Here is a 15747-nt window from a genome sequence, read left to right on the forward strand (position 1 = left end):
TTGTATCCATTCAATCGGGTTGGATACATCTTAGCACGCTGTCCGAATTTGCCGGACCACTTCATTTGGAACCCCTGTAAATTTTTTGAACAAGTTTGATATTGTCTGGCGTGACTGTTCTGCCCCGGCTGCGTTACATCACGGTCAGCACAACGCCCATGACGGTACATCCTAGCGTCGAATACCCTGCGTCAATCAAAAGAAGTGTGCGGCTGCGGTCGGCGAAAAAGTAATTTGTCGCAATCCACGGCGTCACCATAAACAATCCAAGCCCAAGGCCCGCCGTGAGCCCTTGGGCCACACCTTCAATTCCGCTCAGCACAAAAATATGGCGCATCATACCGGCCACTAGGACAGCGCCCACAAAGGCCACGATATATGGGGTGGGGCCGGAATTTGGCGGACGGCCTTCCGATGTTGGGACGATCCCGGCGGCTTTCATCCATGGACCTGCAAGGGCCATGTACCAGATCGCCCCCAAAATATACGATGAAAGACCAGCTGCGATTACGCCTAAAAAGGACATCTTATACTCCTCATACACAATCACGGAACTATGCCCGAGTATCGACAATTCGCCTAGAGACCAGCCAACTCTGATACAATCTTCCATTCAACTTCGGTGACAGGCTGTACGGAAAGGCGCGAGTTTTTGACCAAAACCATCTCTGAAAGGCGTGGGTCTGACTTGATCTGTTCCAGCGTGACGGGGGTCGGGACGCTTTGAACTGCTTTGATATCGACACATTCCCAGCGCGGATCGTCTGTCGTCGAGTCAGGGTGGGCTTCGGCGATCACTTCAACGATGCCAACGACAGATTTCTCTTTCAGGGAGTGATAGAAAAAACCACGATCGCCCACCTTCATCTCACGCATAAAGTTCCGCGCTTGATAATTGCGCACGCCATCCCATTCTTCACCTGTGTCGCCTTTGGCAAGCTGGTCAGACCAGCCCCAAGTGTTGGGTTCAGATTTGAAAAGCCAGTACGCCATTAGCCGATCACTTTGGTCCAAGGGATCAAGTCAACCGACGCAAAAAGGTCGGCCTTTTTGTAGGGATCGTTTGCGGCCCAATCTTGTGCGGCTGCCATGTCAGGCAGGTCGAGAATAATCAGGGATCCGCACATTTCGCCCGCGTCATCAAGAAATGGGCCGGCCATTTCGACGGCATCCGTAGACTTGAGATATGCAACATGCGCATCGCGATTTGCTTTGCGGATGTCGATAGAGTTCGGTTTATCCTTGGCGATAAGGGCAATTCTCATAATTATTCCTCCTTTGGCGGGCGAGAGAGAAGCATCTCCATCGCTTGTGCAATCTGTAATTTTCCTGCGATCAATCCCACAACCGCATCGGTTATGGGCATGTCGATGTGCATGTGTTTGGCTCTGGCTCGAACCGCGCGGGCCGTCGCGGCACCTTCGACAGTAATCGATGGGTCAAACGCCTCGCCGCGCCCCAGCGACAGCCCAAACCGATAGTTGCGCGATTGATCCGAAGTGCAAGTCAGAGTCAGATCCCCGAACCCTGACAATCCGGCGAGGGTGTCGGGCTGTGCGCCCAACGCTTGGGCCATGCGCTGCATCTCGGCATAGCCACGCGTCATCAATGCAGCGCGTGCGCTTTCACCCAGCTTGGCGCCAATTGCGGCCCCACAGGCGATGGCCATCACGTTTTTCAATGCCCCGCCAAGCTCTGCGCCAATGGTGTCTCGCGTGCGATAAATTCTCAAGTTGGGTGTTGTCAGGGCCTGTTGCAGGCTCTGGCCGAGCGTGTCGTCGTCAATGGCCAGTGTCAGGGCCGTGGGCAGGCCGCGCGCAATATCAGCCGCAAAACTGGGACCTGTCAAAATGGCGGGAGTGGCCAGTGGATCGCAATCTCTGATAACGCCAACGGGGCCAAGCTGTGTGTCAAGCTCGACACCTTTGCAGCACGCGACCAATAGGCGGCCGTTTAGTTCAGGTGTGTTGGTCAACAGCGCGCGCATTTTCTGCATGGGCACTGCCAACAACAAGGTATCAGCAAGCGCGCTTGAGATATCAGAGGTGACGGTGACGGAATTTGGAAATGTGACGCCAGGCAGCCGCGCAATGTTTTCGCGTCTTGTCTGCATATCATTGGCTTGATCGGCGTCGCGAGCCCAAAGTGTGACGGGCACGCCTGTACGGGCAAGAGATATGGCCAGTGCTGTTCCGAACGCGCCTGCGCCGATGATGCTGATACTCATGCCTTGGCCCCTTTTTTGCCGCTGCCCAGCAAGGCAGGAGCTTTTTTGTCCAGTGGCCAGCGTGGGCGGGCCGAAAGCGTCATGTCATCAGACAACCCAGCACGAAAACGTTCAAGTCCAGCATATGCAATCATGGCTGCATTATCTGTGCACAAGGCGAGAGGGGGCGCGGTAAAAGCGACACGGTGTTGGGCACAAACCGCCTCTAATCCTGCGCGAATTTGGGTGTTTGCGGCAACGCCGCCAGCGACGGCCAACACGGGCTGACTTGGGTTTTCCTCGAGATATAGCTTGAGAGCGCGGGCGGTTTTTTTGCAAAGAACATCCACAACAGCGTCTTGAAAGCCCGCACAAAGATCTGCGCGATCTTGAATCGTAAGACCGCCTTTTTCTGCGATGATAGAATCTCTTGTGCGTAAGAGCGCAGTTTTCAGACCCGAAAATGACAGATCGCATCCGGGGCGGTCCAGCAAAGGGCGGGGAAACCGGAACCGTTTTGGATCGCCGTTTAGGGCTTGGGCTTGTACTGACGGGCCGCCTGGTTGCGCAAGGCCCAAGAGCCGCGCGGTTTTATCAAAGGCTTCACCCGGCGCGTCGTCAATCGTGCCACCCAGCCGCGAAAAATCTTCTGGTCCGCGTGCAATCAGAAACTGGCAGTGCCCGCCCGAAACAAGCAACATAAGATAAGGAAATGCGACCTGATCGGTCAGGCGCGGCGTCAGCGCGTGACCAGCAAGATGGTTCACCCCGACGATGGGGATATTCAGCGCGGCGGACAGGCCTTTGGCACACATCACGCCCGATAAGACGCCGCCAATCAAACCTGGCCCTGCTGTGACCGCAATGGCATCCATATCCTGCAACGTCAGGCCCGACGCTGCGACGGCTTGCTCGACGCAGATATCAAGTTTCTCGGCATGCGCACGCGCGGCGATCTCGGGGACAACACCGCCAAAAGCTGCATGAAGATCAGTTTGCCCATGCACCACAGATGCCAATATCTCTGGTGCTGCGCCGTCTTTTAGACGCACAATTGCAGCAGCGGTGTCATCACAACTGCTTTCAAGGCCAAGAAGTGTCAGGTCATTCGTCATGTTCATTGTCATTGCGCCATGCTTTGTTGGCAGGTAACACCGAAATGCGTTTGGAACAATGCTGGCTATGACGAAGACTTTGCCCGATCCCACCATCTTGTTGACGCGTCCCTTGGGCGCATCACTGGCATTTCGGGACAGTTTGAGGGACGCAGGAATATTATCGCCGGTGGAAATATCGCCTGTCTTGTCGATCACGTCGATGTTGTCGGAACCGCCCACAAAGATGTCTGGCGCGATTTTTACGTCAAAAAATGGGGTCCAATTTGCAGAACCACAAGATTTACCTTGTTGGTGTGTCGGAGATTCTACGGCCCAAGTCGCATCGCAAAGAGGGTGGCAAGCCGTCTCCGCCAGCGGGGATGCCGAAGCTCTGATCAAGCGGATTTTGGCTGATGCCCCTGCTGGGCCACTCGTGCATTTTCGCGGTGAACATGCCCGCGGAGACATTGCAGCACGATTGACGGCTCAGGGAGTGCCTACGCAGGAAACTGAAGTTTACCGTCAATCACCGCTGCCTCTAACTCAGAATGCGATTGAGATTTTGAACGGGAATATACCTGTCGTTCTCCCCTTGTTTTCACCGCGCAGTGCGCGCTTGATTGCCAAGCTGGGACCATTTTTGGCGCCCGTACATGCGGTTGCGATTAGCGCAGACACTGCTCAAGGTGTAGACGCGTTGTCATTGAAAACGTGCGATATCGCGGGGGCTCCTGATGCAAAATCAATGATCGCGACGATAAGACAGACCTTAGACGCGGCGTGCCGCATTGTGACTGACGAGGACACGCCCTAAGCTAAGGATGTGTATTTGAAGAACGAAACTGGATTCGAAAGGGTGATATCGGGTGAGTAAAACGGACAAGACCGATAAGCCGCAAAAGGCTCAGACAGATGTGAACGCCGATGCGGATCAAATTCTCGATGCAGAGATCGTGGAAGATGCGATTGATGAAACGCCTGATCCTGATGCCGCGATTGATGAATTGACAGAGAAAGATGCACCTGTCGTCGAAGCGGACAGTGATGTGACGTCTGATGATGACGAAGATGTAGATGCCGAGGATACTGGGAACGATGCGACCGGTGAAGGCGACCTTGCCGAGGTGGTAGACGAAGCTCCATCTCACGATCCGGTTCAGCCGACCCCGTTGCCCGAGAAAACCACGAAACGTGCCGGTTTTGCCCCGATATTCTTTGGGGGGCTCGTCGGTGCTGTCGTGGGCTTTGGTGCCGTAAGCTATTTGGGGTCACAAGGTATTTTGTTTGGTGGAACCTCAACAGAGGCGCTGACAACGCTCACCCAGCAAGTTACCGCACAGGATGCTTTGATCAAGCGGTTGCAGTCCGAGCAATCCAAGATTTCTGGCTCGGTGAATGCCGCGTTGGAACAAATTGCACAGACAGATGTTGTCGTGACGCGGTTAGCTGAATTAGAAGCGCAAACCGAAGCAGTTCTTGGCGAGTTTGGCGCATTAGATAGCCGGATTACGCAAGCTGAAAAACGCCCGATGACTGAAGGTGCGTCGTCGTCTGCGATTGCAGCATACGAACGCGAAGTCGAAGAGCTTCGGACAATGGTTGCCGATCAATTGGCCCAAGCCGAAGGGTTGAAGCAAAATGCGCAACTTAATGCGCAACAGGCGTTGGGGCGCGCGGCTTTGACACGTATTTTGTCCGCCATCGATACTGGACGCCCATACCGTGCCGCGTTGACGGATTTGGCAAGTGCGACAGGTTTGTCTATTCCGGCTGCACTTGAGGCGCGCGCTGATACAGGTGTGCCGACCATGCTGGTGCTGATTGATACCTATCCTGATTACGCACGCGATGCTCTGGCAGATGCGCGGGCGCAGGAAGAAAAGGAAAAGGGCACCGGGCGTTTGGGCCAGTTCCTGAAAACCCAGTTGGGTGCACGATCAACAACACCAAGATCAGGCAATGATGCGGATGCAATCTTGTCTCGTGCCGAAGCCGCGCTCCGCGAGGGGCGCTTGGCAGATGCATTGATAGAGATACAATCTCTGCCCGATACGTCGCAAGCTGTGATGGCGGATTGGCACGCTCAGGCGACGATCCGTCTTGAAGCCACACAAGCCGCCGAGTCTTTGGCGCAAAGCCTGAATAGCAACTAAAAGGTTAATTTATGCTCTGGTCTCTTTTTAAAATCCTTTTGTTTGTTGCCGCGATAGCCGGGCTTACTTATGGCGCTGCGTATCTGCTTGAGAGCGAGGGCGGCGTCATGATCACCGTTGCCGGCGTCGAGTACACGCTTGGCCCGCTTCAGGCTGTGATTGCTTTGCTTGTGTTGGTCGGGCTGGTCTGGGCGGCGCTCAAGCTAACGACATTTCTGGTGGCCACGCTCAAATTTTTGAATGGTGATGATACCGCGATCAGCCGCTATTTTGACCGGAATCGGGAGAAAAAGGGCTATGTTGCTTTGTCTGAGGGGCTTATGGCCTTGGCGTCGGGCGAAGGGCGTCTGGCGATGGACAAGGCGCGCAAAGCTGAACGGTATTTGCGCAAACCCGAGTTGACCAATTTACTGACCGCTCAGGCCGCAGAGATGTCTGGCGACAAGCGCCGTGCGACCGAGGTTTACAAACAACTTTTGGCGACTGACAGCACACGGTTCGTGGGCGTGCGTGGGTTGATGAAGCAGAAGCTCGAAGAGGGTCAGACAGAAACAGCGCTGAAGCTGGCGCAAACGGCGTTTGCTCTTAAGCCGCGCCATGTCGAGACCCAAGATGTGCTTCTGAAACTGCAAGCCGAAACAGGTGACTGGGCTGGTGCGCGCAAGACGTTGAATGCCAAGTTGCGTCACGGCAGCTTGCCGCGTGATGTGCATCGCAGACGGGATGCGGTCTTGGCGTTGTCCGAAGCGACAGACATTGTCGAAGAAGGAAATTCGATCGAGGCAAGAGAGGCATCTATTGAAGCCAACCGTCTGTCACCTGATTTGATCCCTGCCGCGGTCATGGCTGCTCAGAGTTATATTGACCAAGGCAAATCGCGCTATGCAACGCGTGTGGTCAAAAAAGCATGGGATGCACAACCGCACCCTGATCTAGCGGCGGTGTTTGCGGCGATTGTGCCAGATGAAACCCCGGCTGCGCGTATCAAACGGTTCCGTGCACTGACCAAGAACAGTGCAGAGCACGCCGAGACCAAGATGGTGATGGCAGAGCTCAATATCGCTGCCGAAGATTTTCCAGAAGCGCGCCGAGCGCTGGGCAAGGTGTACGAGACGGAGCCGACCACGCGGTCTCTGACGATTATGGCGGCCGTTGAGCAGGGCGAAGGCGCATCCGAAGCCGTCGTGAAAGGTTGGCTTGCCCGTGCCGTAACCGCACCACGTGGGCCGCAATGGGTGTGCAACAACTGCCACAATATCCATGCGTCATGGGAACCGGTTTGTGAAAATTGCCAAAGCTTCGATACCTTGGAATGGGTCGCGCCACCAACGAGCGAAATCGCCAGCCCAACAGGCGTTGAAATGCTCCCCCTGATTGTTGGGGCCATCGACGATAAGACAGATTCCGATGCTGAAGCGGAAAACGAACCTTTGGATGCTGAAGTGATTGACGTGCCTTCCGAGGACACGTCGGCATCGGCCAGTTCAGCTCAAGACACCAGCGAGTCGGCGACAGGGCCAGCACCAGGTATGGTGCGCTAATACGCGACACAACGCAGGCGTTTGGCCTGCGTTGTGTTGCTCTCGATGGGTTTCAGTCACGTATCGTGCTGTCTGATTTCGAGGGTTGATCGCGTTCTAAAGCACCCGAATGACATCTTTGTCGATGGCCAGCATATAGCCTTTGCGTGCGATATTCTTAACCAAGAGCTCACTGACGAGTTGATTGCCCAACCCATCCCGCAGGCGTTTGATCCGCGTGGCACCTGCGGCTTCTTCGCAATCAATTTCCGAGCGCCCGGATATCATCGCCTCGATCTGGGCACCTGACAGGACGTCATCGTCCATACGCGCCTCGGCCAGAATAGACAGGGTTTCCATCGCCGCATCCGTCAGCTTGAAGCCCATGTTGTTGAGGTACACGGCTTTCTCTTCGCGGCTGATCAAGAGCGAGTTGACCTGAATGCCTGTGCGCTCGATCACCGCCATGCGCCGGTTCATCACGACCAGCATCACCAAGAACACAAAAGCCGCCACAAGCATCCCTGTTGCAAAGACGAGCAATGCAAAGATGACCATGCGATAGCTGGCCAAGGTGTCTGAAAAGGCTGTCCCTGACTGGGCTAGAATCTCCAACAGCTTGATTTCGGCCTGACCTGTTAACGTGTCGTTTTCTAAAAACAACTGTTCGACGCGGGCGTTAAAAGCATTTGCATCCGGCAGGGCCAGAAACAACAGGACCGCGGCCGCCAGCAGTATGACCACAATTCCCACAATACCAAGGGCGACCACACGGGTGCCGCTGCGGCGGGTCTCAATAGCGGAGATAGTATTGTCCGGCACTGGCATCCTTTCCGGCGAGTTGAGTGGCGTCAAAGACCGACAAGACATTCAGCAATGTCCAGCCATCCTTGGCAATACGTGCAGAGATTTCAGATTTCGCTGATGATTGGCTGCAACCTTGGAACAATTGTACGACGCCATAGTGCAGACGCAACGGGGCGTCTTTTTTGGCTTTGTAATCGGCATAGCAGTCATCCGCAGCTGCGGGCAGCGCACCGCTCATCAGGATACCGGCAAGTATAAAGGCGAGGATATGTTTCATGCCGTCAAATTGCGCGCAATGGCGATGTTATTCAATAACCAAAGGCATTTTGTCGGGGCGATATTTGATAACATTGGGCTGATATTGCCTGTCTGCATGGGGTCGACCCAAGTTCGTGACACCAACCACTGGCTAAGCGCCTTTGTTCATGAGTTCACGAAAGGAACACCATATGTCCCGCAAATTCATTGCCACAATCCTTGTCGCATCCATCGCCATTACCGGAATCTCTGCAGTTCCCGCGCGTGCCCTTTCAGGAGAAGACACTGCTAAGGTTCTATTCGGTTTGACGGCCCTGTTTATGATCGGCAAAGCCATCGATGACCATGATGACCGCCGTCAGGTTTATACACCGTCCACAAAGAACCAGACCAAGCCACGCCCCCTGCCGGATCGGGTGAAACGCCATAATCGTGCGCGGATTTTGCCTGCGGAGTGTTTGCGCAAGCATAACACATGGGATGGCCGTGTGCGTATGTTGGGGCGCAAGTGTCTTAAGCGTGAATATGGAAACCTGTCGCGCTTGCCGCAACATTGCCGTGTGAGTGCACAGACCGACCGTGGGATGCGTCATGGCTATGCTCCGCGCTGTCTGCGTGAAAACGGATACCGCCTGTCGCAACGCTAGATTGGTCGAGCAGAGGGGCCGTGTCCGCGTCCAGCATGGCCCCGCCTTGAGCCCGAAAAGTCAACGTACTTTTCGGGCTTTTTGGTTGCACCTTGGCAAATGATCCTGTTTGAAACAGGTATGTATACGCCAGATTACTCTTTTGAGACGCTCGCCCGTGAAAACGGATTTTCCCGTATTGCAGGGGTGGATGAGGTCGGCCGTGGCCCCCTTGCAGGGCCAGTCACCGCCGCCGCCGTTGTTCTGAATCCTAGTAACATTCCGGCAGGATTAAATGACTCCAAGGCTCTGAGCGCCAAAAGACGTGAGGCGCTGTATGATGTCATTTTTGAACAGGCCGATGTGTGCATCGCACATGCAAGTGTCGAGGAAATTGACGATCTTAATATTCTGCGTGCCAGTCATTTGGCTATGGAGCGCGCTGTCGCGGGATTGCCCAATGCACCGGATCATTTGCTGATTGATGGCAATATGATCCCACGCGGATTGACGGGATCTAGCCAAGCCATTGTCAAAGGCGACGCCCGTTCAGTGTCGATTTCGGCGGCCTCAATTGTGGCGAAAATATGTCGAGATCGGATCATGTGGGATTTAGCGCAACAGTTTCCAGGTTATGGATGGGAAACAAACGCTGGTTATCCGTCCAAAAGCCACAAAGAAGCGTTGGTAAAACTGGGGGTCACCCCACACCATAGGCGTTCGTTCAAACCGGTACACAATATCTTGTATCAAGAGTAAATTGTAAGGTCCTGATTCAAAAAAGAAATTGACGGGGAATCATGTTTGACTCATCTTTGTCTTAACCAAAGAGCGCAAAAAATTGCGCCGGGTAATGAGGCAGAGAATGAAAACTATGACCAAAGCAAAGGGCGCAGCTGCGCTCCCTCTAAACACGATTCTTGATGGTGACTGTATCGAAATGATGAACAGTCTACCTGAAAAATCGATCGATCTTATCTTCGCGGACCCGCCCTATAATTTGCAGTTGAAGGGCGATTTGCACCGTCCAGACAATTCAAAAGTGGACGCTGTGGATGATGAGTGGGATCAGTTCTCGTCGTTTGCGGCCTATGACAAATTCACCCGTGAATGGCTTGCTGCGGCGCGCCGCTTGCTCAAGCCGAATGGCGCGATCTGGGTGATTGGATCATACCACAATATCTTTCGTATGGGTGCTGAGCTTCAGAACCAAGGCTTCTGGATTCTGAATGATGTGGTTTGGCGGAAATCAAACCCGATGCCGAATTTCCGCGGCAAGCGATTTACCAACGCGCATGAGACGATGATCTGGGCCTCGAAAGAAGAAGGTGGCAAATACACCTTCAACTATGAGGCCCTGAAAGCGCTGAATGAGGGCATTCAGATGCGCAGCGATTGGGTTCTGCCCATTTGCACCGGCCATGAGCGTCTGAAAGACGAAAACGGCGACAAAGCGCACCCCACCCAAAAACCCGAGAGCCTTTTGCATCGCGTATTGGTCGGTTCGACCAATCCCGGCGACGTGGTTCTTGATCCCTTCTTTGGTACGGGTACCACGGGGGCCGTGGCCAAGATGCTGGGGCGTGATTTTATCGGAATCGAGCGTGAAGAGGCGTATCGCAAGGTTGCCAAAAAACGTCTGGCGAACACGCGTAAATTTGACCGCGAGGCTTTGCAAGTCTCCGTGTCGAAACGCGCTGAACCTCGGGTTCCGTTTGGTCAATTGGTCGAGCGCGGCATGCTGCGTCCGGGCGAAGAGCTGTTTTCTCTCAATGGTCGCCACAAAGCCAAGGTACGTGCTGACGGGACATTGATCGGGGATGACGTAAAGGGATCTATCCATCAGGTCGGTGCGCATCTGGAAGGCGCCCCAAGCTGTAACGGCTGGACCTATTGGTCGTACAAACGCGACGGCAAAAAGGTTCCGATTGATCTGTTGCGGCAACAAATCCGCGCTGAAATGTCTGAGCGCCCCAACTAAGCAGAGATTAAGAATACCGCCGGTGCCCATGGCCTGACTTTACATGCGGCACCTTGACTTGCCCCGCCGTGTTTCGGCGGGGTTTTTTGGTCTTTAACAAAGCTTTTGTGACACTATGTTAACAGTCTGACTGATGAGAGGATGTCGGCATGGACCGCCTGCCAATTTTGTCGCTGTTTTCGCGGCGCAGTGCTGACGATTTTCCAGATAAAGACAGCCCAGAATTTCACTATACCGAGGCCGTTCTAGAGCGTCATAAACAGCAGGGGCTCGCGCTCGCTGTGCATGTGCGATGGGTCACAATGTTTGTGATTGGCCTCCTGCTGTTCTTTATCGTGCCGATGCCTGATGTCTTGTATTACGAATGCATTCTGGCACTGTTGTCTTTGAACGGCTGGCTGATGAGGCAAATCGGGCGGGTTGGTCTTTCTCGTGCAGAGCTTGGGCTGATCTTTCTCGATCTTGTGCTGATGACTGCCGGAATGGTTGGGCCCAATCCGCTGAGTACCCATGGCTGGCCGTTGGCGATGCAATATCAGTTTGATAATTTCATCTATTTTTACATTATTCTGGCCTACGGCACCTTGGCCTATTCGTGGCGCACGGTTCTGACGCTTGGCATTTGGACCTCAGGGATTTGGGTCATTGCATTAGGGTTGTCGATGTGGCTGTCGCAACCAGCACCCGATCTAACCGACGCTATTTACGGCGCGCTTCCGAATATGCCCGACCTTGCGTATCGCCTTGATCCCAACGCGTACCATGTGTCGGAGCGCATTCAGGAAGTGATTGTATTTCTCATCGTTGCTTTGATCATGGCGCTGTCGGTACGCCGCTTTAATGGCTTGTTGAGGTCGAACGCGGCGCTCGAACGCGAGAGGACAAACCTATCCCGATATTTTTCGCCAAATGTCGTTGAGGAGCTGTCGCAAAATGATGACCCGCTGAAACAAATCCGCAGCCACGATATCGCAGTACTATTTGTCGATATTGTGGGATTCACCAAATTCGCGGCAAACCGTGACCCGAGAGAAGTGATTGCAACGCTGCGCGAGTTCCACGGCTTGATGGAGCAGGCGGTATTCAATCACAACGGAACATTGGACAAATATCTCGGGGACGGATTGATGGCGACGTTTGGAACGCCTGCCCCTGGAGAAAAAGATGCCATCAATGCGCTGAATTGCGTGCATCAAATGATGGATGCGCTGGATGTCTGGAATGAGAAAAGGTTGGAAAATCTGTTGCCGGCCTTACGCGTTGGCTTTGGTATTCATTACGGGCCCGCAGTTTTGGCGGATATTGGCGCGCACCGCCTTGAATTTGCGGTTGTTGGAAATACCGTGAATGTTGCCTCACGGCTTGAGAATTTGACGCGCGATTTGAATGCGCGCCTTGTCATCAGCGATGACGTGCGTCGCGAAGTTCTTAAAGAGGGCGGTCATGCGTGCCTGACCGGGCTTCACGAACACAAGGCCCAAAGTCTGCGCGGTGTAGAGGGCACCGTGGATGTCTGGGTGTTTGAGAGACCTAAGCAACTGATCTAGCGCGGCGCCGGATTCGTGGCCTTGTTGTAGGGCTTCCAATCTTCGATCTCTGGATAGTGGGCGGTGCGCCATTGCCGCACGCGCGGATTCATCACGCGTTTCCAAACCGGCGGCATCATCGCCGCCATGGTCATTACCGGATAGCCAAAGGGGAGCTGTGGCGCAGCGTCTTCGGTATAGTTTTGCAACAGGGGAAAGCGCCGGTCCGGTTTATAGTGGTGGTCGCTATGACGTTGGAGATTGATCAAGAGCCAGTTGGATGCCTTGTGGGCGGCATTCCAGCTATGGTGGGGCATAACATGCTCATATTTCCCGTCTCCAAGGTGCTTGCGGGTCAACCCGTAGTGTTCAACATAGTTGACAAGCTCTAGCTGCCAAATGGCGATATAGGCCTGCCAAACGAACAAAAGCACGCCGATCCAACCGCCGAGTACAAAAGCCAGCGCCAGCATCAGCCCTTGCAGCGCCCAATAGCGATAAAACGGATTTGACAGATCGGTCCACGCACGCCCCTTGCGGGCCAGCATTGCCTTTTCGGCTGCAAACGACGAACGCAGAACGCCAACCAAGACTCTGGGGAAAAACCGGTGGAACCCTTCGTTATAGCGGGCCGTGACGGGGTCGCGCGGGGTACCAACATAGCGATGATGGACCAGCAGGTGCTCGCTGCGAAAATGCGAGTATAGGACCATCGATAACAGGAAGTCGCCCAAGCCGCGCTCTTTGCGATCTTTTTGATGCATCAATTCATGCGCATAGTTGATTCCGATGGTGCCCGTCACAACACCTACGCCAAAGAACAAGCCGATCATGGCGGCCGTCGACAAATGATCCGTATGAGTGGCGTACCAGATCAGACCAAATAGCGTAACAAACTGAAGAAATGGCCAGATGCGCGTGACTGCGCTGTACCAGAATAACTCTGTTTCAGATGTGTCAGGGTCGGCGTTTTCCAGATTTAGCCCTAGAACTGCATCCAGAGCAGAGAAAAGGTACCAAGTCACTGCGGGTATCAAAAGAACCCACCACGTCCCCAGAACCGCGACATACCAAATCAGTGGGATAAGCCCCAAAGATAACCAAAAAGGCAGGGCGCTGGGCAGTTTGAATGTGTGTGTGGACACAGACATGGCATTCTCCTGAGTTCTGCGCGCAACGGCAATATGCGCCCCTGATTCAGACTGCGCAATCCTGTTTAGGGTATTTTACACAGGTCAAAGGCTTTGCGCATGACCGTCGGCAAATCTGATGGTCGAAAATCTTCGCTCGGCATAAACTCTCCGATTTGGGGCGCGCGATCCATGGGTGTCAGCGCAGTTTTGACCGTCAAGCGAAGATGGAAATGTGTAAACGTATGTTTGGCCTCGACATTGAGCGTTTTCCATTCGGCCCTAATTGGGGCTGAATGGGGCGATGTTTCCGTTTCAACCCAATCGGACCCGGGCCAGCCAAGCATCCCGCCCAACAAGCCTTTGTCGGGGCGGGTTTCTAGTAGATATGCACCATCAATGCGCCGTGCGAGATATACAGTGCCGAACCGCACGGGTTTAGCCTTGCGGGGTGTTTTCTTGGGCAATTGGGGCGCTGTTCCGTTTATGCGCGCCTGACACGGTGATCTCCATGGGCAAATTCCGCACGCAGGCTTGCGCGGTGTACATATTGTCGCCCCAAGATCCATGACCGCCTGCGCGTGATCGCCAGGGCGTTCGGTGGGCGTCAAGTCTGTAGCGTATTGCGTCAACTCTGGCTTTGCAGCGGGCAGGGGCGTGTGAACGTCAAACAAGCGGGCCATAACACGTTCGACGTTGCCATCAACCACCACTGCAGGGAGATCAAAGGCAATCGCGGCTACGGCGCCCGCCGTATAGGGGCCTATGCCGGGAAGTGCGCGTAATTCTTCGACAGTGTCAGGAAACACGCCGTCAAGATCGTCGGCCACCACGCGTGCGCACTTAAGCAGGTTACGTGCACGCGCGTAATATCCAAGGCCTGCCCATTCGCCCATCACTTGCGAATCTGGGGCCGCAGCAAGATCGGTGACAGTGGGCCAAAGTTGGGTGAACCGTTCAAAATAGGACGTCACAGCGGCAACGGTTGTCTGTTGTAACATGATTTCAGACAGCCAAATCCGGTATGGATCAGGTTGAACACCAGCACATCGGTCTGCAGGGCCGACGCGCCATGGCATTTTACGCGCATGTCTGTCGTACCAGTCTAGCAAATCTTTCGATTCTGGCTGTTCACGCAAGATTTATCTCCTGTACTGTTCGGTTTCGCTGGCACCGCGCGGCATGCACACTAAAATAGCGCGAGAACCAAGGATGCAAGACACCATATGCGCCGCCCCACAACCAAAGGCTTTGCCCGTACATCGTCCCTGCTGCGCGAGAACATTCGCAAAGCGGGTGAAACACGTGGTTTTGCGGTCACGCGTGTTTTGACGCATTGGGCCGAGATTGTCGGCGAAGATACAGCGTCGATCTGTAAACCGGTTGATGTGAAATATGGTCGCCAAGGTCTGGGTGCCACTCTGACGTTGCTGACCACTGGGGCGCAAGCGCCGATGCTGGAAATGCAAAAGGAGCAGCTGCGGGCGCGTGTGAACGCGGCTTACGGATACAATGCGATCGCGCGCGTGCGGATCACGCAAACAGCCGCCATCGGGTTTTCCGAAGGACAAGCCACTTTTGTGCCAAAGGCAAAAGAACGCCCCAAGCCAACCCCCGAAATTCTGCAAGAGGCAAGCCGCATGGCGGCCTCTGCGCAGGACACCGAATTACGTCAGGCGCTTGAGCGTCTGGCTGAAAACGTCTTGAACAAAACAAACCGATAAGGAAGGTTTTTTGATGAACCGTATCGTACCAATACTCATTGCTGCTTTGGTCGTTGTGGCCGGTGCCGCCTATTGGCTGACACAGTCGGCTGACACGCCTGACCCAAGCCAAACTGTGATTGCACAAGCAGACAACGCGTCTGACGCGGGGGCGACAGATTCTGCAGACACGTCAGGTGTAATTGAAATGGTGATGGGCTCGGATGATGCGCCAATCACGATTGTTGAATATGCGTCATTCACGTGCCCGCATTGTGCGACGTTCCACGAGTCCGTGCTTAAACCTCTTAAGACGGACTATGTTGAAACCGGTAAAGTTAAGTTCATTTTCCGTGATGTGTATTTCGACAAGTTTGGTCTGTGGGCCTCTATGGTTGCACGTTGCGGCGGCCCCGAGAAGTTTTTTGGCATGGCTGATTTGCTGATGAAAGGCCAATCCTCGTGGACGCGTGCGGGTGATCCGGTCGCGATTGCGGGAGAGCTTAAGAAAATTGGCCGCTTGGCCGGTCTGGAAGATGCTCAGGTTCAGGCGTGCATGCAAGATGAAACCAAAGCCAAAGCATTGCTGGCGTGGTACGAAAAGAACGGCGCGGCGGATGATATCACTGGAACGCCATCCATGATTATCAATGGCGAAAAGCACTCGAATATGAGCTATGCAGATCTCAAGAAAATTCTTGATGGATTGCTCGAAGGTTAAACAATCGATGTGCGCAGGG

At 54.2% G+C, this 15747-nt stretch carries 18 protein-coding genes; 9 read left to right on the top strand and 9 right to left on the bottom strand.

Features of this window, described 5'->3' with window-relative positions; genetic code table 11:
- Positions 1-133 precede the first annotated feature (133 nt).
- From FAP39_RS15375 to tsaD, 5 genes are read right to left on the bottom strand one after another with little or no spacing between them, the layout of a single operon-like run.
- Positions 134-526 carry a DUF1761 domain-containing protein gene (locus FAP39_RS15375; protein ID WP_138017276.1) on the bottom strand — a complete coding sequence of 131 codons (393 nt, stop codon included), beginning with the start codon at positions 524-526 and terminating at the stop codon, positions 134-136.
- Positions 527-579: 53 nt separating this feature from the next.
- On the bottom strand, positions 580-993 hold the full coding sequence (locus tag FAP39_RS15380) for an EVE domain-containing protein (protein ID WP_138017277.1): 414 nt from the start codon (positions 991-993) through the stop codon (positions 580-582).
- Positions 993-1265: a YciI family protein gene (locus FAP39_RS15385; RefSeq protein WP_138017278.1), complete on the bottom strand. Its 273-nt coding sequence runs from the start codon at positions 1263-1265 to the stop codon at positions 993-995. The genes FAP39_RS15380 and FAP39_RS15385 overlap by 1 nt, the downstream gene beginning before the upstream one ends.
- A 2-nt stretch (positions 1266-1267) precedes the next feature.
- Positions 1268-2227 (bottom strand): NAD(P)H-dependent glycerol-3-phosphate dehydrogenase, encoded by a 960-nt coding sequence (locus tag FAP39_RS15390; protein ID WP_138017279.1) that lies wholly within the window; start codon positions 2225-2227, stop codon positions 1268-1270.
- Complete coding sequence (gene tsaD, locus FAP39_RS15395; protein WP_138017280.1) at positions 2224-3321, bottom strand: tRNA (adenosine(37)-N6)-threonylcarbamoyltransferase complex transferase subunit TsaD; 1098 nt, start codon at positions 3319-3321, stop codon at positions 2224-2226. Before tsaD ends, FAP39_RS15390 begins: the two co-directional genes overlap by 4 nt.
- Before the next feature lie 67 nt (positions 3322-3388).
- Here tsaD and FAP39_RS15400 point away from each other — a divergent pair, with 67 nt between their 5' ends.
- The 3 genes from FAP39_RS15400 to FAP39_RS15410 are packed head-to-tail and all read left to right on the top strand — an operon-like array spanning position 3389 to position 6997.
- Positions 3389-4117 (top strand): uroporphyrinogen-III synthase, encoded by a 729-nt coding sequence (locus FAP39_RS15400; RefSeq protein ID WP_171006885.1) that lies wholly within the window; start codon positions 3389-3391, stop codon positions 4115-4117.
- Between the two features lie 52 nt (positions 4118-4169).
- Positions 4170-5456, top strand: coding sequence for a COG4223 family protein (locus tag FAP39_RS15405; protein ID WP_138017282.1), 1287 nt, complete (start codon positions 4170-4172; stop codon positions 5454-5456).
- An 11-nt stretch (positions 5457-5467) separates the two neighbouring features.
- The gene (locus FAP39_RS15410; RefSeq protein WP_138017283.1) at positions 5468-6997 is read left to right on the top strand and encodes a heme biosynthesis protein HemY; all 1530 of its coding nucleotides are present in this window, start codon (positions 5468-5470) and stop codon (positions 6995-6997) included.
- Between the two features lie 96 nt (positions 6998-7093).
- On the opposite strand, the gene FAP39_RS15415 is transcribed toward FAP39_RS15410, so the two are convergent.
- Entirely contained in the window at positions 7094-7798 is a 705-nt protein-coding gene (locus FAP39_RS15415) for a winged helix-turn-helix domain-containing protein (RefSeq protein ID WP_138017284.1), read from the bottom strand.
- On the bottom strand, positions 7770-8060 hold the full coding sequence (locus FAP39_RS15420; RefSeq protein WP_138017285.1) for a hypothetical protein: 291 nt from the start codon (positions 8058-8060) through the stop codon (positions 7770-7772). Before FAP39_RS15420 ends, FAP39_RS15415 begins: the two co-directional genes overlap by 29 nt.
- Positions 8061-8232: 172 nt before the next feature.
- On the opposite strand from FAP39_RS15420, the gene FAP39_RS15425 reads away from it, so the two are divergent.
- The 4 genes from FAP39_RS15425 to FAP39_RS15440 all read left to right on the top strand — a co-directional run bounded on the left by FAP39_RS15425 (position 8233) and on the right by FAP39_RS15440 (position 12195).
- Entirely contained in the window at positions 8233-8688 is a 456-nt protein-coding gene (locus tag FAP39_RS15425) for a hypothetical protein (protein WP_138017286.1), read from the top strand.
- Between the two features lie 120 nt (positions 8689-8808).
- Complete coding sequence (locus FAP39_RS15430; RefSeq protein WP_138017310.1) at positions 8809-9426, top strand: ribonuclease HII; 618 nt, start codon at positions 8809-8811, stop codon at positions 9424-9426.
- A gap of 106 nt (positions 9427-9532) precedes the next feature.
- Complete coding sequence (locus tag FAP39_RS15435; protein WP_138017287.1) at positions 9533-10648, top strand: site-specific DNA-methyltransferase; 1116 nt, start codon at positions 9533-9535, stop codon at positions 10646-10648.
- Positions 10649-10797: 149 nt separating this feature from the next.
- Entirely contained in the window at positions 10798-12195 is a 1398-nt protein-coding gene (locus FAP39_RS15440; protein WP_138017288.1) for an adenylate/guanylate cyclase domain-containing protein, read from the top strand.
- On the opposite strand, the gene FAP39_RS15445 is transcribed toward FAP39_RS15440, so the two are convergent.
- Both FAP39_RS15445 and mutY read right to left on the bottom strand, forming a co-directional pair.
- The gene (locus tag FAP39_RS15445) at positions 12192-13325 is read right to left on the bottom strand and encodes an alkane 1-monooxygenase (RefSeq protein ID WP_138017289.1); all 1134 of its coding nucleotides are present in this window, start codon (positions 13323-13325) and stop codon (positions 12192-12194) included. The genes FAP39_RS15440 and FAP39_RS15445 overlap by 4 nt on opposite strands.
- A gap of 65 nt (positions 13326-13390) precedes the next feature.
- Positions 13391-14443 carry an A/G-specific adenine glycosylase gene (mutY, locus tag FAP39_RS15450; protein ID WP_138017290.1) on the bottom strand — a complete coding sequence of 351 codons (1053 nt, stop codon included), beginning with the start codon at positions 14441-14443 and terminating at the stop codon, positions 13391-13393.
- Positions 14444-14530: 87 nt separating this feature from the next.
- Between mutY and FAP39_RS15455 the strand changes: the two genes are divergently transcribed.
- Both FAP39_RS15455 and FAP39_RS15460 read left to right on the top strand, forming a co-directional pair.
- The gene (locus tag FAP39_RS15455; RefSeq protein WP_138017291.1) at positions 14531-15028 is read left to right on the top strand and encodes a DUF721 domain-containing protein; all 498 of its coding nucleotides are present in this window, start codon (positions 14531-14533) and stop codon (positions 15026-15028) included.
- A gap of 13 nt (positions 15029-15041) precedes the next feature.
- Positions 15042-15728 (top strand): DsbA family protein, encoded by a 687-nt coding sequence (locus FAP39_RS15460; RefSeq protein ID WP_138017292.1) that lies wholly within the window; start codon positions 15042-15044, stop codon positions 15726-15728.
- The last annotated feature ends 19 nt before the right edge of the window (positions 15729-15747 follow it).

Source organism: Shimia litoralis, from assembly GCF_005518135.1.
In the GTDB taxonomy this organism is placed as follows: Bacteria; Pseudomonadota; Alphaproteobacteria; order Rhodobacterales; family Rhodobacteraceae; genus Shimia_E; species Shimia_E litoralis.

Coding starts and splice junctions, on each gene's coding strand:
- FAP39_RS15380 (WP_138017277.1), bottom strand. CDS start 993: ATGGCGTACTGGCTTTTCAAATCTGAACCCAACACTTGGGGCTGGTCT.
- FAP39_RS15440 (WP_138017288.1), top strand. CDS start 10,798: ATGGACCGCCTGCCAATTTTGTCGCTGTTTTCGCGGCGCAGTGCTGAC.
- tsaD (WP_138017280.1), bottom strand. CDS start 3,321: ATGACGAATGACCTGACACTTCTTGGCCTTGAAAGCAGTTGTGATGAC.
- FAP39_RS15460 (WP_138017292.1), top strand. CDS start 15,042: ATGAACCGTATCGTACCAATACTCATTGCTGCTTTGGTCGTTGTGGCC.
- FAP39_RS15445 (WP_138017289.1), bottom strand. CDS start 13,325: ATGTCTGTGTCCACACACACATTCAAACTGCCCAGCGCCCTGCCTTTT.
- FAP39_RS15375 (WP_138017276.1), bottom strand. CDS start 526: ATGTCCTTTTTAGGCGTAATCGCAGCTGGTCTTTCATCGTATATTTTG.
- FAP39_RS15420 (WP_138017285.1), bottom strand. CDS start 8,060: ATGAAACATATCCTCGCCTTTATACTTGCCGGTATCCTGATGAGCGGT.
- FAP39_RS15435 (WP_138017287.1), top strand. CDS start 9,533: ATGAAAACTATGACCAAAGCAAAGGGCGCAGCTGCGCTCCCTCTAAAC.
- FAP39_RS15390 (WP_138017279.1), bottom strand. CDS start 2,227: ATGAGTATCAGCATCATCGGCGCAGGCGCGTTCGGAACAGCACTGGCC.
- FAP39_RS15430 (WP_138017310.1), top strand. CDS start 8,809: ATGTATACGCCAGATTACTCTTTTGAGACGCTCGCCCGTGAAAACGGA.
- FAP39_RS15400 (WP_171006885.1), top strand. CDS start 3,389: ATGACGAAGACTTTGCCCGATCCCACCATCTTGTTGACGCGTCCCTTG.
- FAP39_RS15410 (WP_138017283.1), top strand. CDS start 5,468: ATGCTCTGGTCTCTTTTTAAAATCCTTTTGTTTGTTGCCGCGATAGCC.
- FAP39_RS15425 (WP_138017286.1), top strand. CDS start 8,233: ATGTCCCGCAAATTCATTGCCACAATCCTTGTCGCATCCATCGCCATT.
- FAP39_RS15455 (WP_138017291.1), top strand. CDS start 14,531: ATGCGCCGCCCCACAACCAAAGGCTTTGCCCGTACATCGTCCCTGCTG.
- FAP39_RS15385 (WP_138017278.1), bottom strand. CDS start 1,265: ATGAGAATTGCCCTTATCGCCAAGGATAAACCGAACTCTATCGACATC.